The 16,424-nt window shown below is 57.3% G+C and carries 12 protein-coding genes and 2 pseudogenes; 5 read left to right on the top strand and 9 right to left on the bottom strand.

The window, feature by feature from the left end; all coding sequences use genetic code 11:
* Window positions 1–12 precede the first annotated feature (12 nt).
* Window positions 13–96 (bottom strand): annotated as a pseudogene (locus M3087_RS14360) (flavodoxin family protein); the annotation flags it as partial.
* A gap of 297 nt (window positions 97–393) precedes the next feature.
* Window positions 394–1,299, bottom strand: a complete 906-nt coding sequence (locus M3087_RS01295; RefSeq protein WP_249093166.1) for a helix-turn-helix domain-containing protein — start codon at window positions 1,297–1,299, stop codon at window positions 394–396.
* A gap of 230 nt (window positions 1,300–1,529) precedes the next feature.
* On the opposite strand from M3087_RS01295, the gene M3087_RS01290 reads away from it, so the two are divergent.
* Window positions 1,530–3,407, top strand: coding sequence for a TonB-dependent receptor plug domain-containing protein (locus M3087_RS01290; RefSeq protein ID WP_249093164.1), 1,878 nt, complete (start codon window positions 1,530–1,532; stop codon window positions 3,405–3,407).
* Window positions 3,408–3,515: 108 nt separating this feature from the next.
* Here the strand turns inward: M3087_RS01290 and M3087_RS01285 are convergent, their stop codons facing one another.
* A complete protein-coding gene (locus tag M3087_RS01285; protein ID WP_249093162.1) occupies window positions 3,516–4,082 on the bottom strand; it encodes a hypothetical protein in 567 nt (188 codons plus the stop codon).
* A 311-nt stretch (window positions 4,083–4,393) separates the two neighbouring features.
* A pseudogene (locus tag M3087_RS01280) lies at window positions 4,394–4,885 on the bottom strand (alcohol dehydrogenase catalytic domain-containing protein); the annotation flags it as partial.
* A gap of 121 nt (window positions 4,886–5,006) precedes the next feature.
* Here M3087_RS01280 and M3087_RS01275 point away from each other — a divergent pair.
* Complete coding sequence (locus tag M3087_RS01275) at window positions 5,007–5,813, top strand: TrmH family RNA methyltransferase (protein WP_249093160.1); 807 nt, start codon at window positions 5,007–5,009, stop codon at window positions 5,811–5,813.
* Between the two features lie 5 nt (window positions 5,814–5,818).
* Here the strand turns inward: M3087_RS01275 and M3087_RS01270 are convergent, their stop codons facing one another.
* Window positions 5,819–6,460 (bottom strand): HAD family hydrolase, encoded by a 642-nt coding sequence (locus M3087_RS01270; protein ID WP_249093158.1) that lies wholly within the window; start codon window positions 6,458–6,460, stop codon window positions 5,819–5,821.
* Window positions 6,461–6,594: 134 nt separating this feature from the next.
* Here M3087_RS01270 and radA point away from each other — a divergent pair, with 134 nt between their 5' ends.
* Genes radA through M3087_RS01255 form a run of 3 tightly spaced genes read left to right on the top strand, consistent with a single transcriptional unit; the run spans window position 6,595 to window position 10,205 of the window.
* Window positions 6,595–7,971 carry a DNA repair protein RadA gene (radA, locus tag M3087_RS01265; RefSeq protein ID WP_249093156.1) on the top strand — a complete coding sequence of 459 codons (1,377 nt, stop codon included), beginning with the start codon at window positions 6,595–6,597 and terminating at the stop codon, window positions 7,969–7,971.
* A gap of 40 nt (window positions 7,972–8,011) precedes the next feature.
* Window positions 8,012–9,607: an NAD(P)/FAD-dependent oxidoreductase gene (locus tag M3087_RS01260; RefSeq protein WP_022385561.1), complete on the top strand. Its 1,596-nt coding sequence runs from the start codon at window positions 8,012–8,014 to the stop codon at window positions 9,605–9,607.
* Between the two features lie 10 nt (window positions 9,608–9,617).
* Window positions 9,618–10,205, top strand: coding sequence for a helix-turn-helix transcriptional regulator (locus tag M3087_RS01255; RefSeq protein WP_249093155.1), 588 nt, complete (start codon window positions 9,618–9,620; stop codon window positions 10,203–10,205).
* 17 nt (window positions 10,206–10,222) lie between these two features.
* Here the strand turns inward: M3087_RS01255 and M3087_RS01250 are convergent, their stop codons facing one another.
* From M3087_RS01250 to M3087_RS01235, 4 genes are all read right to left on the bottom strand, one after another.
* Entirely contained in the window at window positions 10,223–11,308 is a 1,086-nt protein-coding gene (locus M3087_RS01250) for a glycerate kinase (protein WP_249093153.1), read from the bottom strand.
* A 126-nt stretch (window positions 11,309–11,434) separates the two neighbouring features.
* Complete coding sequence (locus M3087_RS01245) at window positions 11,435–13,210, bottom strand: hMGL-like protein (protein WP_022385558.1); 1,776 nt, start codon at window positions 13,208–13,210, stop codon at window positions 11,435–11,437.
* Between the two features lie 257 nt (window positions 13,211–13,467).
* Entirely contained in the window at window positions 13,468–15,144 is a 1,677-nt protein-coding gene (locus tag M3087_RS01240; protein ID WP_249093150.1) for a glycoside hydrolase 43 family protein, read from the bottom strand.
* A gap of 5 nt (window positions 15,145–15,149) precedes the next feature.
* A complete protein-coding gene (locus M3087_RS01235) occupies window positions 15,150–16,397 on the bottom strand; it encodes a DUF4861 domain-containing protein (protein WP_249093148.1) in 1,248 nt (415 codons plus the stop codon).
* Window positions 16,398–16,424 lie beyond the last annotated feature (27 nt).

Below are 16,424 nucleotides of genomic sequence, written 5' to 3'. Positions count from 1 at the left end.
GTGTGGGGGTGTCTCCGGGACGCGTGCCACCTCGGGCAAGGCGATGAAGGTATTGCCCTCACGGTGAGGACTACCATTGATTAACAGAACTTTCATAGTGCTTGTTTTTTTATGTTATAGGGTTCTTAGGCGGCGCAAAGATACATCAATTGCGCCAAACGGTGAAATGAGTCCGTCCACCCGACGGGGAGGAGCGCGGTACATGCGGCGGATGAACGTCGTGCCTGTAGGGGGTAGACGTCGTACATGTGGGGGATAGACAGACCAAAGTATTATACTTAGGCTGCCAAAGTATAATACTTAGGGGGGCTAAGTATAATACTTTGGTCCGTACAGGCCCGGGGTTAGTCGCGTCTGTGCCGTACATGAATGCCGTCCGTCCCCGTCCGTGTGTCAGCTGGCCCCGAGGCGGTACTCGCCGGGCGACACACCCGTGAACCGCTTGAAGAGCAGGCTGAACGACTGCACGCTCGGGTAGCCCAGCCGGCGCGCCACGAACGCAGGGGTGTGGGCGGGGTCCTGCAGCAGGTGCTTCGCCATCTTCAGACGTTTGAGCTGGAAGCATTCGTCGGGCGTCTTGCCGGTCTCGAACTTCAGCAGGTCCTCGAAGTAGGCAGCCGAGAGTCCCAGTTCCGTGGCAAACGAGGCGGTCGTGGGCAGCCTGCCGCCCTCCAGCCTGCCGGACGTCAGGTAGGTGTCGAGCAGTCTGTTCGCCCGGCTCAGGAGTGCCTTGTTCTTGTTCTCGCGGGTGATGAACTGACGTTCGTAGAACCGTGTGCAGTAGTCCAGCAGCAGCTCGATGTGGCGGGAGAGGATGGTGCGCGTATGGGTGTCGATGGGGTGGTGCAGTTCCTCCTCGATGTGCTCCAGGCAGCAGGTCACCGTGGCAGTCTCGCGTTGCGACAGGTGGAGCGCCTCCTCCTTGCGGTAGCCGAAGAAGGTGTAGTTGCGGATGTGGTTGTCCAGCGTCGTGCGGAACAGCAGGTCGGGGTGGAACGCCAGCAGCCACCCTTTGTCGGGCAGGGTGTTGTCGGTGGTCATGCGGAAGATGGCTCCCGGTGTGAGGAACACCATGGTGGCGGTGGAGAAGTCGTCGTACTTCCGTCCGCAGCAGTGGCATCCGTCGGGGCACTCCTCGATGAGCAGGATGGCATAGAACTCGAACTTCACGGCGTCGCACCCCAGCTCCGGGTTCTCCAGGTTGATGAGCGTCGCCTGCGGATGGAGGGTCCGGCATCCCAGGCAGCGGTTGCAGTCGTATACACTTTTGAGGTCCAGTGTGTGGTTCTTATCTTCCATAGGTGGAGCGTAATCGTCAACTCGTTAGGGTTTTCTTTCGTCTGCAAAAGTAGTGGATAGGTCGGGAACACGCATAACCTTTATTACGGATGTTGCAACCCGGGTTACGGAACGGAGGGACGGGGAGGGGCGCGGTGTTCCGTAATTCGGGTAGTAACTGCGGTAATCCGTCTACCCCGATTGTGGCGGCAGGCAGTTACCTTTGCAGCCGGACAAACCAAGAGAGATACATGACAAACCTTCAGAAATACCTTTTTTCCCCGTTCCTGCTGACCGTGTCGGCAGGACTGTCGGCACAGACGCTGCCTGCCGACTCCACCCTGCGGGACCGTGCCCTCCGCGAGGTCGTGGTCACCGGGACACGCAATGCCACCGACGTGCGCCATCTGCCCATGACCCTCTCCGTCATCGACCGCCGTCAGCTGGAGGAGCGCTACGAACCCTCCATCCTGCCGCTACTCAACGAGCAGGTGCCGGGACTCTTCACCACGAGCCGCAGCCTGATGGGCTATGGCGTCTCGACCGGGGCAGCCGGAAGCATCACCGTGCGTGGCATCGGGGGTACGTCGCAGATGCTCGTGCTCATCGACGGACATCCGCAGTACATGGGTCTCTTCGGGCATCCCATCGCCGATGCTTATCAGACGATGCTTGCCGAGCGGGTGGAGGTCCTGCGCGGTCCCGCGTCGGTGCTCTACGGTTCCAATGCCATGGGCGGGGTGCTCAACATCGTCACGCGGCAGCAGCAGGCTGACGGAGGATACACCCACATCCGGCTGGGAGGAGGCTCGTACGGCACCTTGCAGACGGAGGCTACCCACCTCCTGCGCCGGGGACGCTTCTCGGGCATCGTTGCGGCTTCCTATAACCGGACGGACGGACACCGCGCCGACCTCGGCTTCGAACAGGCAGGGGGCTATGCCAAGTTGGGCTACGACTTCACCCCGCACTGGAAAGCGTATGCCGACGTGAACGTCACCCACTTCAACGCCTCCAATCCCGGTCCGGTGAGTGCGCCGCTGGTGGACAATGATTCGCACATCACGCGCGGCATGACGTCCGTCGCCCTGCAGAACAACTACGACCGGACGTCGGGTGCCCTGAGCTTCTTCTACAACTGGGGCAACCACCGCATCGACGACGGATACAGTCCCGGAGGCACTCCACGCGACTACCGTTTCCACTCCAAGGACCTCATGATGGGGGTGTCGTGGTATCAGAGCGCGACCCTCTTTGCCGGCAACCGGCTGACGCTGGGCTTCGACTACCAGCACTTCGGCGGAGAGTCCTGGAACAAGGTACTTGCCACGGGTGAGAAGCGTCCCGGTGTGGACAAGAAGCAGGATGAGTTTGCCGGTTACGCCGACTTCCGTCAGTCGCTCGGCGATTGGCTTTCGCTCAACGTCGGTCTGCGTGTGGACCACCATTCGCATGTCGGCACGGAGCTGGTGCCACAGGGCGGACTTGCCTTCCACCTGCCGCGGCAGGCGGAACTGCGTGCCATGGTGAGCAAGGGCTTCCGCAACCCGACCATCCGCGAGATGTACATGTTCAACCCGCGCAACCCGGACCTGAAGGCCGAGCGTCTGATGAACTACGAGCTCTCCTTCACGCAGCGGCTGCTTGGCGGACGTCTGTCCTACGGTGCCAACCTGTACTATATCAAAGGAGACAACACCATCCTGCTCGACCCGACAGTCCCCCGCTATTTCAACTCCGGCGAGATAGAGAACTGGGGCGTGGAGCTGACGTCCGCCTACCGCCTGGACGCACACTGGGACGTCGATGCCAACTACAGCTGGCTGCACATGGAGCACCCCGTGCTTGCCGCCCCGGAACATAAGCTCTATGCCGGCATCACCTTCCGCGACGGACGATGGAATGTGGCGACCGGTGTGCAGTACGTCAAGGACCTGTACACCTCCACGTCCGGTTCAGGCACGACGGAAGACTTCGTGCTGTGGAATGCGCGCGCTTCCTACCGCCTCTGCCGCTTTGCCTCCCTCTATGTGAAGGGGGAGAACCTGCTGGCACAACGCTATGAGGTCATGCAGGGCTACCCCATGCCGCGGGCGATCTTCATGGGTGGAGTGGACATCCGCTTCTGAGAGTATAAACGAAGCAAGCCGTGCAACTGGAAGGGAGGTTTTCCGTCGCACAGCTTGCCGATTGGGTCCGGACGGTGATGGAGATGAGATGATTATCCGGACCTGTAATTATTCTACTACGCTAAAGGTGGTTACTTTTAAACCATTTTTTGTATTGGTATTATTGGGGTCTCCCATGATGATGCCATATTCACCCGGTTCAAGATCGTTTAGGACAATGAGGTACGAGCTTTGCCCATACTTGGAAGCGTTGTATTCAATGGTGGCAAGGTTGTTGGTTTCTGTTTTTGACAGTGTTCCCGCCTCTGCCAGTTGGTAACGACGTTCTTTACCTTTGATTTCGAATTTGAAGATGCTGATGAACGAATTGGGGTCAGTGTCGTTGTCTTTTGCCTTGATGATAATCTTAGTTGTTCCAATGTTCCCTGTCACTTTACTGGTTGATTTGATTCCTTTCAAGGTCAGACGCGATTTTACTTTACCAATACCTGTGAGATAAAGGCTGGCACCGGCCTTTGTCTTGATGGTTGCATTTTCTCGACTCAAGAGTACTCCTTGACTGTCTGATGTTAAGAGTAGGGTCTGTTCTGCAAACTCTGGTTCTTCTACACTTACTTGTGCACTGATATTCATGGCGAATAGGGTGCAGATAAAAGCAATAAACAATTTCTTCATGATACTTTAGGTTTATGGTCTGTTGAAAGCTTTTGCTTTCACTAAACAATGATTAATTCTCCTGGCGGCAAATGTAGGTAATATAATGAGCGAGGGGATATTCTGTGTCGTTGAAAAGAGAGAGCGTTTGAATTAATTAACAATACGGATAGTCCGGGACACAGAGGCACAGCGAGACGGATTGCCTGTCCGGGCATATCCCGAAACGCTGTGTTCCCGTGTCGCCGGGTTTAAATCTTATCCAGGGCTTCTCACATGTCGATGGCTATTTTCAGGACGCCGTCCGCCTTGCTCTCGAACAGCCGGTATGCCTCTTCGATGCGGGCTGCCCAGAAACCGGTGGCAAGCACATCGCCCACAAACAGTGCCGCGTCGTCGCTCACGCCGTCAGGGATAGGTGTCAGCCCCTGGTCGGCACAGGGGACACGGACGTAAGGCGCTTGTCCGCCGTCGATGCGGCATCCGAGTGCCCAGCCCCCGTCGGGGTCGGTACAATTATTCACATAGCCGTGACGGCAGAAGAAGCATTCGCCGCAGAATGTCTCTACATTGACCGCCACACGGTCGCCGGGACGGAGGTGGTGGATGGCGGTGCCGGTCTCTTCGACCACACCTACCATCTCATGCCCTACGGTGATGCCGGGCACGGCGCGGGGAACGCTGCCATGTTTGATGTGCAGGTCGCTGGTACAGATGCTGCTACAGGTCACACGGACGATGGCGTCGCGCGGATGGAGCAGGGTGGGACGGGGCTTGTCGGTCAGTCCGAAACGCCCCGGTCCGATGTAAGTGTATGCTTTCATGAGCGGGTAAAAGGATGGTTGATGGAACAAAAGTAGTGCTTTCCCGCGTCGGGCGGAAGGGAGGGGCAGGAAAAATAGCTACATTTGCGCCCGTGAATGTTGAACAGGAAGAAAGAAACGTATGCCGATACTGGAGATAAACACGTTGGACCATCCCGGAGTGGACGTGTTCAGCACACTGACCGAAGCGCAGCTGCGCAACCGTCTGGAGCCCGGCAAGGGCATCTTCATCGCTGAGAGCCCGAAAGTCATCCGGGTGGCGCTGGAGGCTGGTTACGAACCGCTGGCATTGCTCTGTGAGCGCCGTCATCTGGCGGGTGATGCCGCCGACATTGTGGCGCGTTGCGGGGACATCCCGGTCTATACGGGAGACCGCGAGCTGCTGGCCCGGCTGACGGGGTATGTACTGACGCGGGGCGTGCTGTGCGCCATGCGTCGTCCGCAACCGCGCAGCTTGGACGAGGTCTGCCGGGGAGCACGCCGGGTGGTGGTCATCGACGGGGTAGTCGACACGACCAACATCGGGGCGATTTTCCGTTCGGCAGCCGCGTTGGGGATGGACGCCGTTCTGCTGACCCCTTCCTCGTGCGACCCTCTCAACCGACGGGCAGTCCGGGTGTCGATGGGTTCTGTCTTCCTGGTGCCGTGGACCTGGCTCGACGGTTCTCCCTCCGAACTTCACCGGTTGGGATTCCGCACGGCGGCGATGGCGCTGACCGACAACTCCATCTCGCTGGATGACCCACGCCTTGCTGCCGAGCAACGCCTGGCGATTGTCATGGGGACGGAAGGGGACGGACTCTCCCGCGAGGCAATTGCCGAAGCCGACTATGTCGTGCGCATCCCGATGGCACACGGAGTCGATTCGCTCAATGTCGCGGCAGCCTCAGCCGTGGCGTTCTGGCAATTGCGGGTGACGGACCGTTGACCGCCTCACGGCTCCATCAGCTCTGCCAGCGAGTTCATGAGCCGTATGTGGGGATACGCTTCCAGCTCCTGACGGGTGGTTGCGCCTGTCAGTACTCCCGCAAAGTCGGTACCTGCGGCTTGTGCCGTGAGGGCATCGACCGTGCTGTCGCCCACATAGAGCACTTGGGAAGGGGTTACTCCCAGTTGGTCCATGGCGGCAAGCAGTCCCTCGGGGTGTGGCTTGGCGTGTGTCACGTCTTCCCCACCGACGACGAGGTCGATGAAGTCCGGTTCCACCTTGTCGCTGAAGAAGTCCAGGATGCGGTACCGGTACTTGGTGGAGATGATGCCGATGCGTGCCCCGTCAGCCTTGAGCCGCCTCAAGGTGTCCAGCGTGTCCGGGTAAAGCCGCGTGTTGACGTTCATGTATCGGTTGGCTTCCGTGGTATATTCGCTCCGCCACTCCTTCAGCGTCTGTGCATCGTGTTCGCCGGTGAGGATGGCGAACGACTCTTCCAGGGTCTTTCCGATGGTGCGGCGGATGGCTTCCTCACTGACGGATGGGAAGCCGTGTCGTTCCAGTACGATGCGAAAACATTTCACAATGCCGGTCGAGGAGTCTGCCAGCGTATAGTCAAAGTCGAATAAGTAAGCCGAATAGTTCATGTCGTTTTCGATTTTTCGGCAAAAGTAATCGCTTTTTTTAGCATCTGATGTTGTACCTTTGCAGAAAGTGAACCGAAACATCCGCCAGGCGTCGCCTCATGAACCGGCAGGCAGCTGACGGAGAAAAGAAAGATATGGCAAAGGAAAAGACCGTTTATGTATGCAGCAACTGCGGGCAGGAGTCTCCCAAGTGGGTCGGCAAATGTCCCTCTTGCGGTGCATGGAATACATTTGTGGAAGAGGTGGTGCGCAAGGAGCCTGCCGCTTCACACCGCACAGCCTTCACGGCATCGGCGGAAGGAAAACGCAACAAGCCGGTGGTCCTGTCGGACATCGTCGGCAGTGAAGAGCCGCGTATCGACATGCACGACGATGAGCTCAACCGGGTGTTAGGAGGCGGACTGGTGCCCGGCTCCCTGGTGTTGCTGGGCGGCGAGCCCGGCATCGGAAAGTCGACGCTGGTGTTGCAGACCGTCCTGCGCATGCCCGAACGGCGCATCCTCTATGTTTCGGGTGAGGAGAGTGTCCGCCAGCTGAAGCTGCGTGCCGACCGCATCCGTCATAATTCGTCCGACTGTCTCATCGTCTGCGAGACGTCGCTGGAACACATCTTTACCCACATCAAGAACGTACAGCCCGAGCTGGTGATTATCGACTCCATCCAGACCATCTCCACCGAACTGGTCGAGTCGTCGCCCGGCAGTGTGGCACAGGTCCGCGAGTGCGCCGCCTCCATCCTGAAGTTTGCCAAAGAGACCAATACCCCCGTCATCCTCATCGGACATATTAATAAGGAAGGCAGCATCGCTGGTCCGAAGGTGCTCGAGCACATCGTCGATGCCGTCCTTCAGTTTGAGGGCGACCAGCACTACATGTACCGCATCCTGCGCAGCATCAAGAACCGCTTCGGCAGTACCGCCGAACTGGGCATTTACGAGATGCGGCAGGACGGGCTGCGCCCCGTGAGCAATCCCTCCGAACTTCTCCTTTCCGCCGACCATGAAGGGATGAGCGGAGTCGCCATCGCATGCGCCATCGAGGGGGTACGTCCGTTCCTCATCGAGACCCAGGCGCTGGTCAGTACGGCAGCCTACGGGACTCCCCAACGTTCAGCCACCGGGTTTGACATCCGTCGCATGAACATGCTCCTGGCGGTGTTGGAGAAGCGGGTCGGGTTCAAGCTGGCGCAGAAGGATGTCTTCCTCAACATCGCCGGTGGACTGCGTGTGAACGACCCCGCCATCGACCTGGGAGTCATCAGTGCCATCCTCTCGTCGAACATGGACAGCGACATCGAGCCGCTGGTCTGCATGGCAGGCGAAGTGGGACTGTCGGGCGAGATCCGTCCCGTCAACCGCATCGAGCAACGCATCTCGGAGGCGGAGAAGCTGGGCTTCAAGTCCATCCTCATCCCGCGTCACAACCTGCAGGGACTGGACACGTCGAAGGTGAAGATTGAGCTGGTGGGGGTGCGCAAGGTGGAAGAAGCGTTCCGTTTCCTCTTCGGATGACGGAAGAAGTCAAGTGTCTAATTAGAAGAATTGAAGAACTATGATTGTAGAATACCAATTGAGAATATTGCCCGGACAGGCAACCAGTGAAGCCGACATCCGTCGCTACGTGGCGCGTGAGAAGAGAATCGACATACGTACCCTCACGGCATTGCGTATCCTGAAGCGGAGCATCGATGCCCGCCAGCGGACCATCTACGTCAACCTGAAGGTGCGTTGTTACATCAACGAACAGCCACAGGATGAGGCGTACGTGCCGACACATTATCCGGAGGTGAAGGGGCGTCCGCAGGTCGTCGTCGTCGGTGCCGGACCGGGTGGGCTGTTTGCAGCCCTGCGTCTCATCGAGCTGGGCCTGCGCCCCATCGTGGTGGAGCGTGGCAAGGATGTGCGTGAACGGAAGAAGGACATTGCCCGCATCTCGCGCGACCATAAGGTGGACCCCGAATCAAACTACAGCTTCGGTGAAGGAGGGGCGGGGGCTTACTCCGACGGCAAGCTCTACACACGCAGCAAGAAGCGCGGCAATGTGGAGAAGATACTCAACGTCTTCTGCCAGCATGGAGCCAGCACATCCATTCTTGCCGATGCACATCCGCATATCGGAACGGACAAGCTGCCCGCCGTCATCGAGGCGATGCGCAACACCATCCTGCGTTGCGGGGGGGAAGTGTGGTTTGAGACACGCATGGACGAGCTGCTCATCGAGGAGGGGCGGGTGCGTGGCATCCGTACCCAGAACGGGCATGAATACATGGGACCTGTCATCCTGGCTACCGGACATTCGGCACGCGACGTCTATCGCTGGCTCTATGCCAACGGGGTAGAGGTGGAGGCAAAGGGACTTGCCATCGGTGTACGTCTGGAACATCCCTCGCTGCTGATAGACCAGATTCAATATCACAACAAGAACGGAAGGGGAAAGTACCTGCCTGCAGCCGAGTACAGCTTTGTCACCCAGGCGGACGGTCGCGGCGTATACAGCTTCTGTATGTGTCCCGGTGGTTTCGTGGTGCCGGCAGCCAGCGGCCCGCGCCAGATTGTGGTCAACGGAATGTCGCCTTCCAACCGCGGTTCGCAGTGGAGCAACTCGGGCATGGTGGTGGAAATCCGTCCGGAAGACCTGGACGACCCGACGCTGAAGCCCGTGCACGGACCTCTGCACGACACGCCGCTGTCCATGCTGGAACTGCAGGAACAGCTGGAGGAACAGTGCTGGCTGCAGGGCAACATGCGGCAGACCGCTCCGGCACAGCGCATGGTGGACTTTGTGAACCGGAAGTTGAGCTACGACTTGCCCCGGTCTTCCTACAGTCCCGGTCTGATTTCTTCTCCGCTGCACTTCTGGATGCCGGAGTTCATTACCTCCCGTCTGCGTCAGGGGTTTGAGACATTCGGACGTACTTCACACGGCTTCCTGACCAATGAGGCAGTCATGATAGGTATGGAGACCCGTACGTCATCTCCGGTGCGTATCCTCCGTGATAACGACACCCTCCAGCATGTCCGTGTGCAGGGACTGTTCCCTTGCGGCGAAGGGGCCGGATATGCCGGCGGCATCGTGTCGGCAGGTATTGACGGCGAACGGTGTGCCGAAGCAGTAGCCGCCTACCTGAACCAGAATTCAACCAAATGATTCCAGCCGTATGCATCACCCGATATCGGAAATAGCAATCATCGAACAAAATACCCTGGCAGCCCTGGGCTTGCAGACCATCCTGGAGGAAATGCTGCCCGAGGCTGTCATCCGGGTGTTCTCGTCGTTCAACCAGCTGGTGGATGACACCCCCGACATGTATGCGCACTATTTCGTCTCTTCCCAGATTTACTTCGAACATACGCCTTTCTTTCTGGAGCGGCGTCCCAAGAGCATTGTGCTTTCTGTCGGCGATTTATCCCTTCCCGTGCCTACACTGAATGTCTGTCGTCCGCAGGACCAGTTGGTACAGGATGTCCTGCAGTTGCGTAAAAGAGGGCATCACGGAATGTCCCGTCCGCATCCTTCCCATGTGCCGGCAGAGGAGACTCAGGAATTGTCTCCCCGTGAGATAGAGGTACTCATCCTGATTACAAAGGGTTTGATAAATAAGGAAATTGCCGAGAAGCTGAACATCAGTCTGACCACTGTCATCTCCCATCGGAAGAACATCACCGAGAAGCTGGGCATCAAGTCTGTTTCCGGACTCGCCATCTATGCCGTGATGCACGGCTATATCGAGGCGGACCGCGTCTGAATCCCCTGCCATCCGGTTTATCGTTGGGACGACAGATGAGCCGGGTCCAATTCCCGCCGTACCCATTCCCGGATGTTTTGCCGGGCAACTTCGGGCTTGACCGCTTCCTCTGTATCCATGCCGTCAGGCGTGATGGCATCAACCCCGGCAAACCCTGCAGCGGACAGGATGTCTTTGTCGTCCACCCGTCCGGCGACCAACCGGACCGGTACACCGTGTGCCAACGCCCGTTGCAGGACACGTTCCGGAAGTTTGCCCATCAGTGTCTGTCGGTCGGCATGTCCTTCGCCGGTAATGACCAGGTCAACCCCTTGCAATGCTTCATCAAACCCGATAAAATCGAGCAGCAAGTCCGCTCCTGAACGGGAATCCGTCTGAAAATACTGCATGAAGGCATAGCCCAATCCTCCGGCTGCCCCTGCACCCGGACGGGAAGACATGTCCCACCCCAGCCGGCGTGCCGACTCTTCGGCAAAATGACGTGCCCGGCGGTCCAGTTCCTCTACCATGTCGGGAGTTGCTCCCTTCTGCGGAGCGAAGACGTGTGCGGCACCGTTTCTCCCATACAGCGGATTGCGCACATCGCATGCCAGGGTAAACCGGCAATCGGCCGTGTCACGTGTAATCACCTCTTCCATCGTTCCACCTTGGGCAAATGCGTCGACCAGGGCACGGAGCATCCCTCTTCCGGCGTCACTGGTTCCGCTGCCGCCCAGCCCGATGATGAACCTGCGGCAATCGCGATGCAGTGCGTCTGCAATCAGTTCGCCCACCCCATAACTTGTTGCAATCAGCGGATTGCGTTCTTCAGCCGACAGCAGCGTCAGTCCGCATGCCCGTGCCGTCTCGATGATGGCGGTCCCGTCGGGCGTAATGCCGTAAGGAGCTTCGATGCTGCGCATCAGAGGGTCATGGACGGAAGTGCTGACGATGTGTCCGTGGAGTGCCGCGACGAAGGCTTCCAGCATCCCTTCTCCTCCATCGGACAGGGGGAAGCTGCGGGTTTCCATACCTTGTGCAGCCAAAGCGTGTGCGAAGGTGTCTTCTACCTCTTCTGAGGTGAGACAACCTTTGAAGGAATCAAGAGCAAGGAGTATTTTCATCTGTTGGGAAGAAAGAAGGTATATGGTGCGTGTATCTATACAAAGGAGGGTGTGTCCTTCTGAGTTCATCACTCTGACACACCCTCCGACTTATTGAGTTCAATTCTTACTGACTGTCCGTTGTCATCAAGCGAAGATTTCCGAACGCTCTACATAGGCAATCACCTCACCGGCATTGACCGTCTGTCCCTGTTTGGCGCATACCTCAACGACACGTCCCGTAAAGCCGGTAACGATTTCCTCGTTCTCGCCCCACGGAGTTGAGATGGAGCAGAACACTTCGTCATGCTGGTACTTTCTGCCGACGAACGGTTCCATCACTTCGCCGTTGAAGTTCACTCCGTAGAGGATTTGTCCACGGCGCGGTGCCACAATCGGGTCTGCTTTGGCACGTTTCATCTTGCGGATGGTCTCTTCGTCGAAGCCTTTCTTTGCCATGGCTGCATCCTTGGCACGTTGCAGGTCGTCGAGGAAGCGTTGTTTGGCAACACCCGACTTGTAGTCGCGGTACTGACGGTCGTGCATGGCAAGTTCGAAGAGCTCTTCGTCGTCTTCGCCATATTCCCATCCGTTCTCGTCCATTTCCTTGCGGTACTTGTCCAGTTCATCGGGATAATAGCTCTGCGGGTCTTCCTCGGTGAACTCGTAGCCTTTGGCTTTTGCCAGCTCGATGATTTCGGGAGCCAGTTTTCCAGGCAGACGTCCGCTCTTGCCCAGAATCATGTCCCACGTATGGTTGTCGATCATCGAGAAGCGTTCTTCGCCCTTCACCAGCTGCATGACGTTCATCAAGGCCACGTTCTTCACATATTGGCTGAACGGTGTTACCAAGGGAGGATAGCCGAGCTTCGGCCATACATAAGCCACTTCGTCGAACAGCATGACCAGCAGGTCGTCCAGGCTGAGCGGTTCTTTGCCTTGTCCTTTCAGAATCATGTTGATACCGGAGTGAACACCTTTCAGGTCCGCCATCATGGAGCCCATCATACCGCCCGGCAAACCGCAACCCAGCAACAGGGAAGACATGTGCTTGTTGGTCGGGTCCATGAAGTATCCCAGGAAGTCGTCGATGAACTCCTGTGTCAGGCTGCGCACCTTCATGTAGGCATTCATGTTGATTTCAGGTACGTCGAATCCGGCATTCTTCAGCATGGACTGTACGGAGATGATGTCCGGATGAACCTTACCCCATGAGAGCGGTTCCATGGCAGTATCGATGATGTCGGCACCGTTCTTGCACACTTCCAGGATAGATGCCATCGACAAGCCCGGACCCGAGTGTCCGTGATATTGGATGATGATGTCGGGATGTTTCTCTTTGATGCGGCGGACCAGTTCGCCCAACATGGCGGGCTGACCGATACCTGCCATGTCCTTCAAGCAGATTTCAGGAGCACCGGCAGCAATGAGCTGGTCGGCAATGTTGCAGTAATAGTCTACCGTATGGACCGGAGAGGTCGTGATACACAGGGTGGCTTGAGGAATCATGCCGGCATCCAGCGCATATTTAATGGAAGGAATGATGTTTCTCACCTCATTCAATCCGCAGAAGATACGTGTGATGTCAACGCCTTGCGCCTTTTTTACCTTGTACATCAGCCGGCGTACGTCGGCGGGAACCGGATACATACGGAGAGCGTTCAAACCTCTGTCGAGCATGTGGGTCTGGATACCTGCTTCGTTGAACGGTTTGGTGAAAGCACGTACGGCCTTGTTGGGGTTCTCCCCATAGAGTAGGTTGACTTGTTCGAATGCACCGCCGTTGGTTTCAACACGGGCGAAGCAACCCATATCTACAATGTGGGGGGCAACCCGTTCCAACTGATCGATTCTCGGTTGGTATTTACCAGATGACTGGAACATGTCGCGGTAGACAAGACTGAATTTTATCTGCTTTTTCATGGAGGTATAGATTTTAAACGTTCTAACTTTTTGTTCGACAAATATAAGTATTATCTCAAACTAAGCACAAAAAAGGAGGATTATTTTTAGCACGGGCGACTTTATTTTGGAAAAACGTCAGAATTGCTCCCGTCAGGGTAGCTGAATGCAATGTTCATTTAGCAACTCGTAACGGAAAGAGGGTACTTGCCCTGTCTGCAAAGAGAAACACGACAAGTACCCTCCTGATGGGGAAGCTCCTGAGAGAGCAAAACTGATTATTTCGTCACGCGATACCAGTCAACATCCACCCAGCCGCCGTCGTTGGTCACGATATGCGGACGGGCACAGAAGATGCCGTGCTTGGCACCGATCCATTGTCCTTCGCGCACTTGGAAGGGCTTGCCCAATGAACGGTATTTCTTGCCGTTGGTGCTGTAGGAGAATTCGCACATCACCACTTGGTCATGTCCACCCTCGCTACCTTTGATTTTCTTCTCCGTGTCATAAATCCTGGCACGCAGGTAGAAGGTGTTTTCTTTCAGCGTCACCTTGCCATTGACTCTCTCGGCAGAGCCTTTGTCGGCTTTCATGCATTCCACTTGCGACAGCACCAGCCCGTTGTCGGTATTCTCCACGATGAGGGCGGCATAGTCACGGCCGAACACGGTCAGACCGACGCGTTCGCCTTTGTACTTCTCGATGGGTTTGAAGGTCATCTTGGTCGTGATGGTCTGGGAGGGTCCGGTGGTCTTTTGCATCAGTAGGTTGGAGACATCGCGCAGGTTCTTGTAGTCTTCGCCTACCGGATAGGAATACAGGCGGAGGTAACCTTTGTCACCGGCGCAATAGAGCCATTTCTCGTTGAAGTTGGCTTGCCATTGCCACTGGGGACCCAGTACCAGTCCGTCGAATTCATCGCTCTCTTGCGGGGTACAGATGGGATAAGTCTGACCGACGTTGGGTTTGCGGTAGGTCAGTACCGGGTCGCCACAGCCATCGCCGTCCTCATCATTGCCGATGACCGGCCAGTCGTTGACCCATTTCATCGGTTGCAGGTGGACCAGACGTCCGTAGGCACCCACGTCCTGGAAGTGGAGGAACCAGTCTTCTCCCGTCGGTGTGTCGACCCAGGCACCCTGGTGAGGACCGTTGACCGGGCTTTTGCCTTGTGCCAGCACGATGCGGTTCTCGTAGGGTCCATAGACATTCTTGGAGCGTTGCACGGTTTGGAAACCTGTCGGCACGCCGCCTGCCGGATGGAAGATGTAGTAGTATCCGTTGCGTTTGTAGAACTTCGGACCTTCGCATGTGCCTTGTCCTTCGTGTCCGTCAAAGACGATGCGTGAGGGGGTGATGGCTTTGGTCGCATCGGCGTTCAGCTCGCAGACGGCAATGACACTCTTGAGCTGTGCGCGGCTGCCGGCGTAGGCATGAGCCATGTAGACACGTCCGTCGTCGTCCCACAGCGGAGTCGTGTCGATGATGCCAATGCCCGGTTTGACCAGCACAGGTTCACTCCAGGGACCGCGCGGGTCCTTGGCTTTCACCATGAAGGCACCTTGGTCCGGGTCGCCCCAGAAGATATAGAACTCTCCGTCGTGGTGGCGGATACAGGGAGCCCAGATGCGGTTGCCATGCTCGGGCTTCGTGTCGGTTACAGGCGGAACGGCATAGGGTACTGCCGCGCCGATGATGGTCCAGTTGACCAGGTCCTTCGAATGGAGAATCTGGAGACCCGGAACACAGTTGAAGCTCGATGAAGTCATGTAGAAGTCATCGCCCACCCGGCAGGCATCCGGGTCGGAATAGTCGGCATAGAGCACCGGGTTCTTGTACGTGCCGTCCCCCTGGTCGGGAACCCAGACCTGTGAACGGTAAGGCTCGGCTTGTTGCGCGGCGAGCGGTAAGGCGATTGCCAGCAACAACGTTCCCAATAATGTTTTTCGTTTCATCAGATTTAGTTGTTATGGAGTGAATGAATGGTTACTTTGCAGGGCTGTGCCAGTGCTTGCTGCCACTCTTTCAAGTAGGCGAACCAGCTCGGGCTGTCCTTGAATCCCTTGTCTTCCTTCAGGGCGTTGAAGGTGAAGTAGTAGGTCAGTTCGCGTTCCCCGTCGGTATTCATCTGGAAGAGGTAGTTCACATCATCCTCCTGATGGGCGGTCACGTAGCGTTTGGGCACGCAGATGCCCAGTCCGACGGTTTCCCGGGGGTGGTTGACCGTGTCGTTCTTGTAGGCGAGGTTGCTGCCCCAGGAACCTGCCAGTCCGTCGGCTTGCAGGAATCCCACATTGTCGCGTTCCAGCTTCTGTACGCCGGTGCTGAAGGTTGCATCCTTTGCGTCCGCTTCCTTGAAACGGATGTCGACCTGCACGTCCCGGTGTCCGGCGTACAGGGTGTAACGCTGTGTCATGTTCAGCGTCCGTCCGCCATACTGCCAGTTGCGGTCAAAGAACTCCACGACGGAGCGCACCGGTCCGGAGGCCAGTACGCCGGCACTGCGGCTCTCCACCGTGTCGATGGTCTGCAGCTTGTTGTCCAGCCATCCGCGGAACGAGCCGACGCCGATGCTGGTACCCGCCCACAGCACATCGTCGCCATAGCCGGCTGCCAGCTGTTCCTTCTTCGGGTAGAAGTTGGTCTCTGCCAGTTCCAGGCGTTGGTATTTCTTCCCGTAGAGGTCGATGGACTGGCGGTTGTCCATGTACGCACGGAAAGCAACGAGTTCCGACTCGAATGCCGGACCGTGGTGATACATGGCGCTGTAGGATTGCTTCACGGGGACTGTCCCTTCGAAGGTGATATAGTTGATGTGGGGACACTTCTGGTTCTTGTCGCTCAGACGCATCTGTGCATGGGTGCGTGCCGGGTAGGTCTTCTCCGACGGTTGGTCGGACAGGATGACCCGGAACGTCTGTTTGGAACGGGCGGGGATGTCGGCTACAAATGCCAGTTCGTCCGCTTCGGTGTCACGGTTGAGGTCGTCGAGCTGCGAAGGGATTTCTTTCTCCCCGCAGAACACAGTGGCAGACTGCACCTCGAACCCCGGATTCACGTCGGCAAGCCGGATGACTACCGGTTCGTCCTCCTTGGCAGAAGTCCAGTTGTTTTCCACCGTCACCTCCAGCGTCTGCTGGCGGGTTTGTGCCAGGGCTGTCGCATTGCCTGCAGCCAGGGCAAACAGTAGAATAGGAAAAGGTTTCATAGATTTAAATTAGGTTTATCTGTGTTC

This window comes from Mediterranea sp. ET5 (genome assembly GCF_023337025.1).
Classification (GTDB): domain Bacteria; phylum Bacteroidota; class Bacteroidia; order Bacteroidales; family Bacteroidaceae; genus Phocaeicola_A.
The sequence above is the reverse complement of the archived record's forward strand: the minus strand, read 5'-3'. Positions and strand labels throughout refer to the sequence as shown.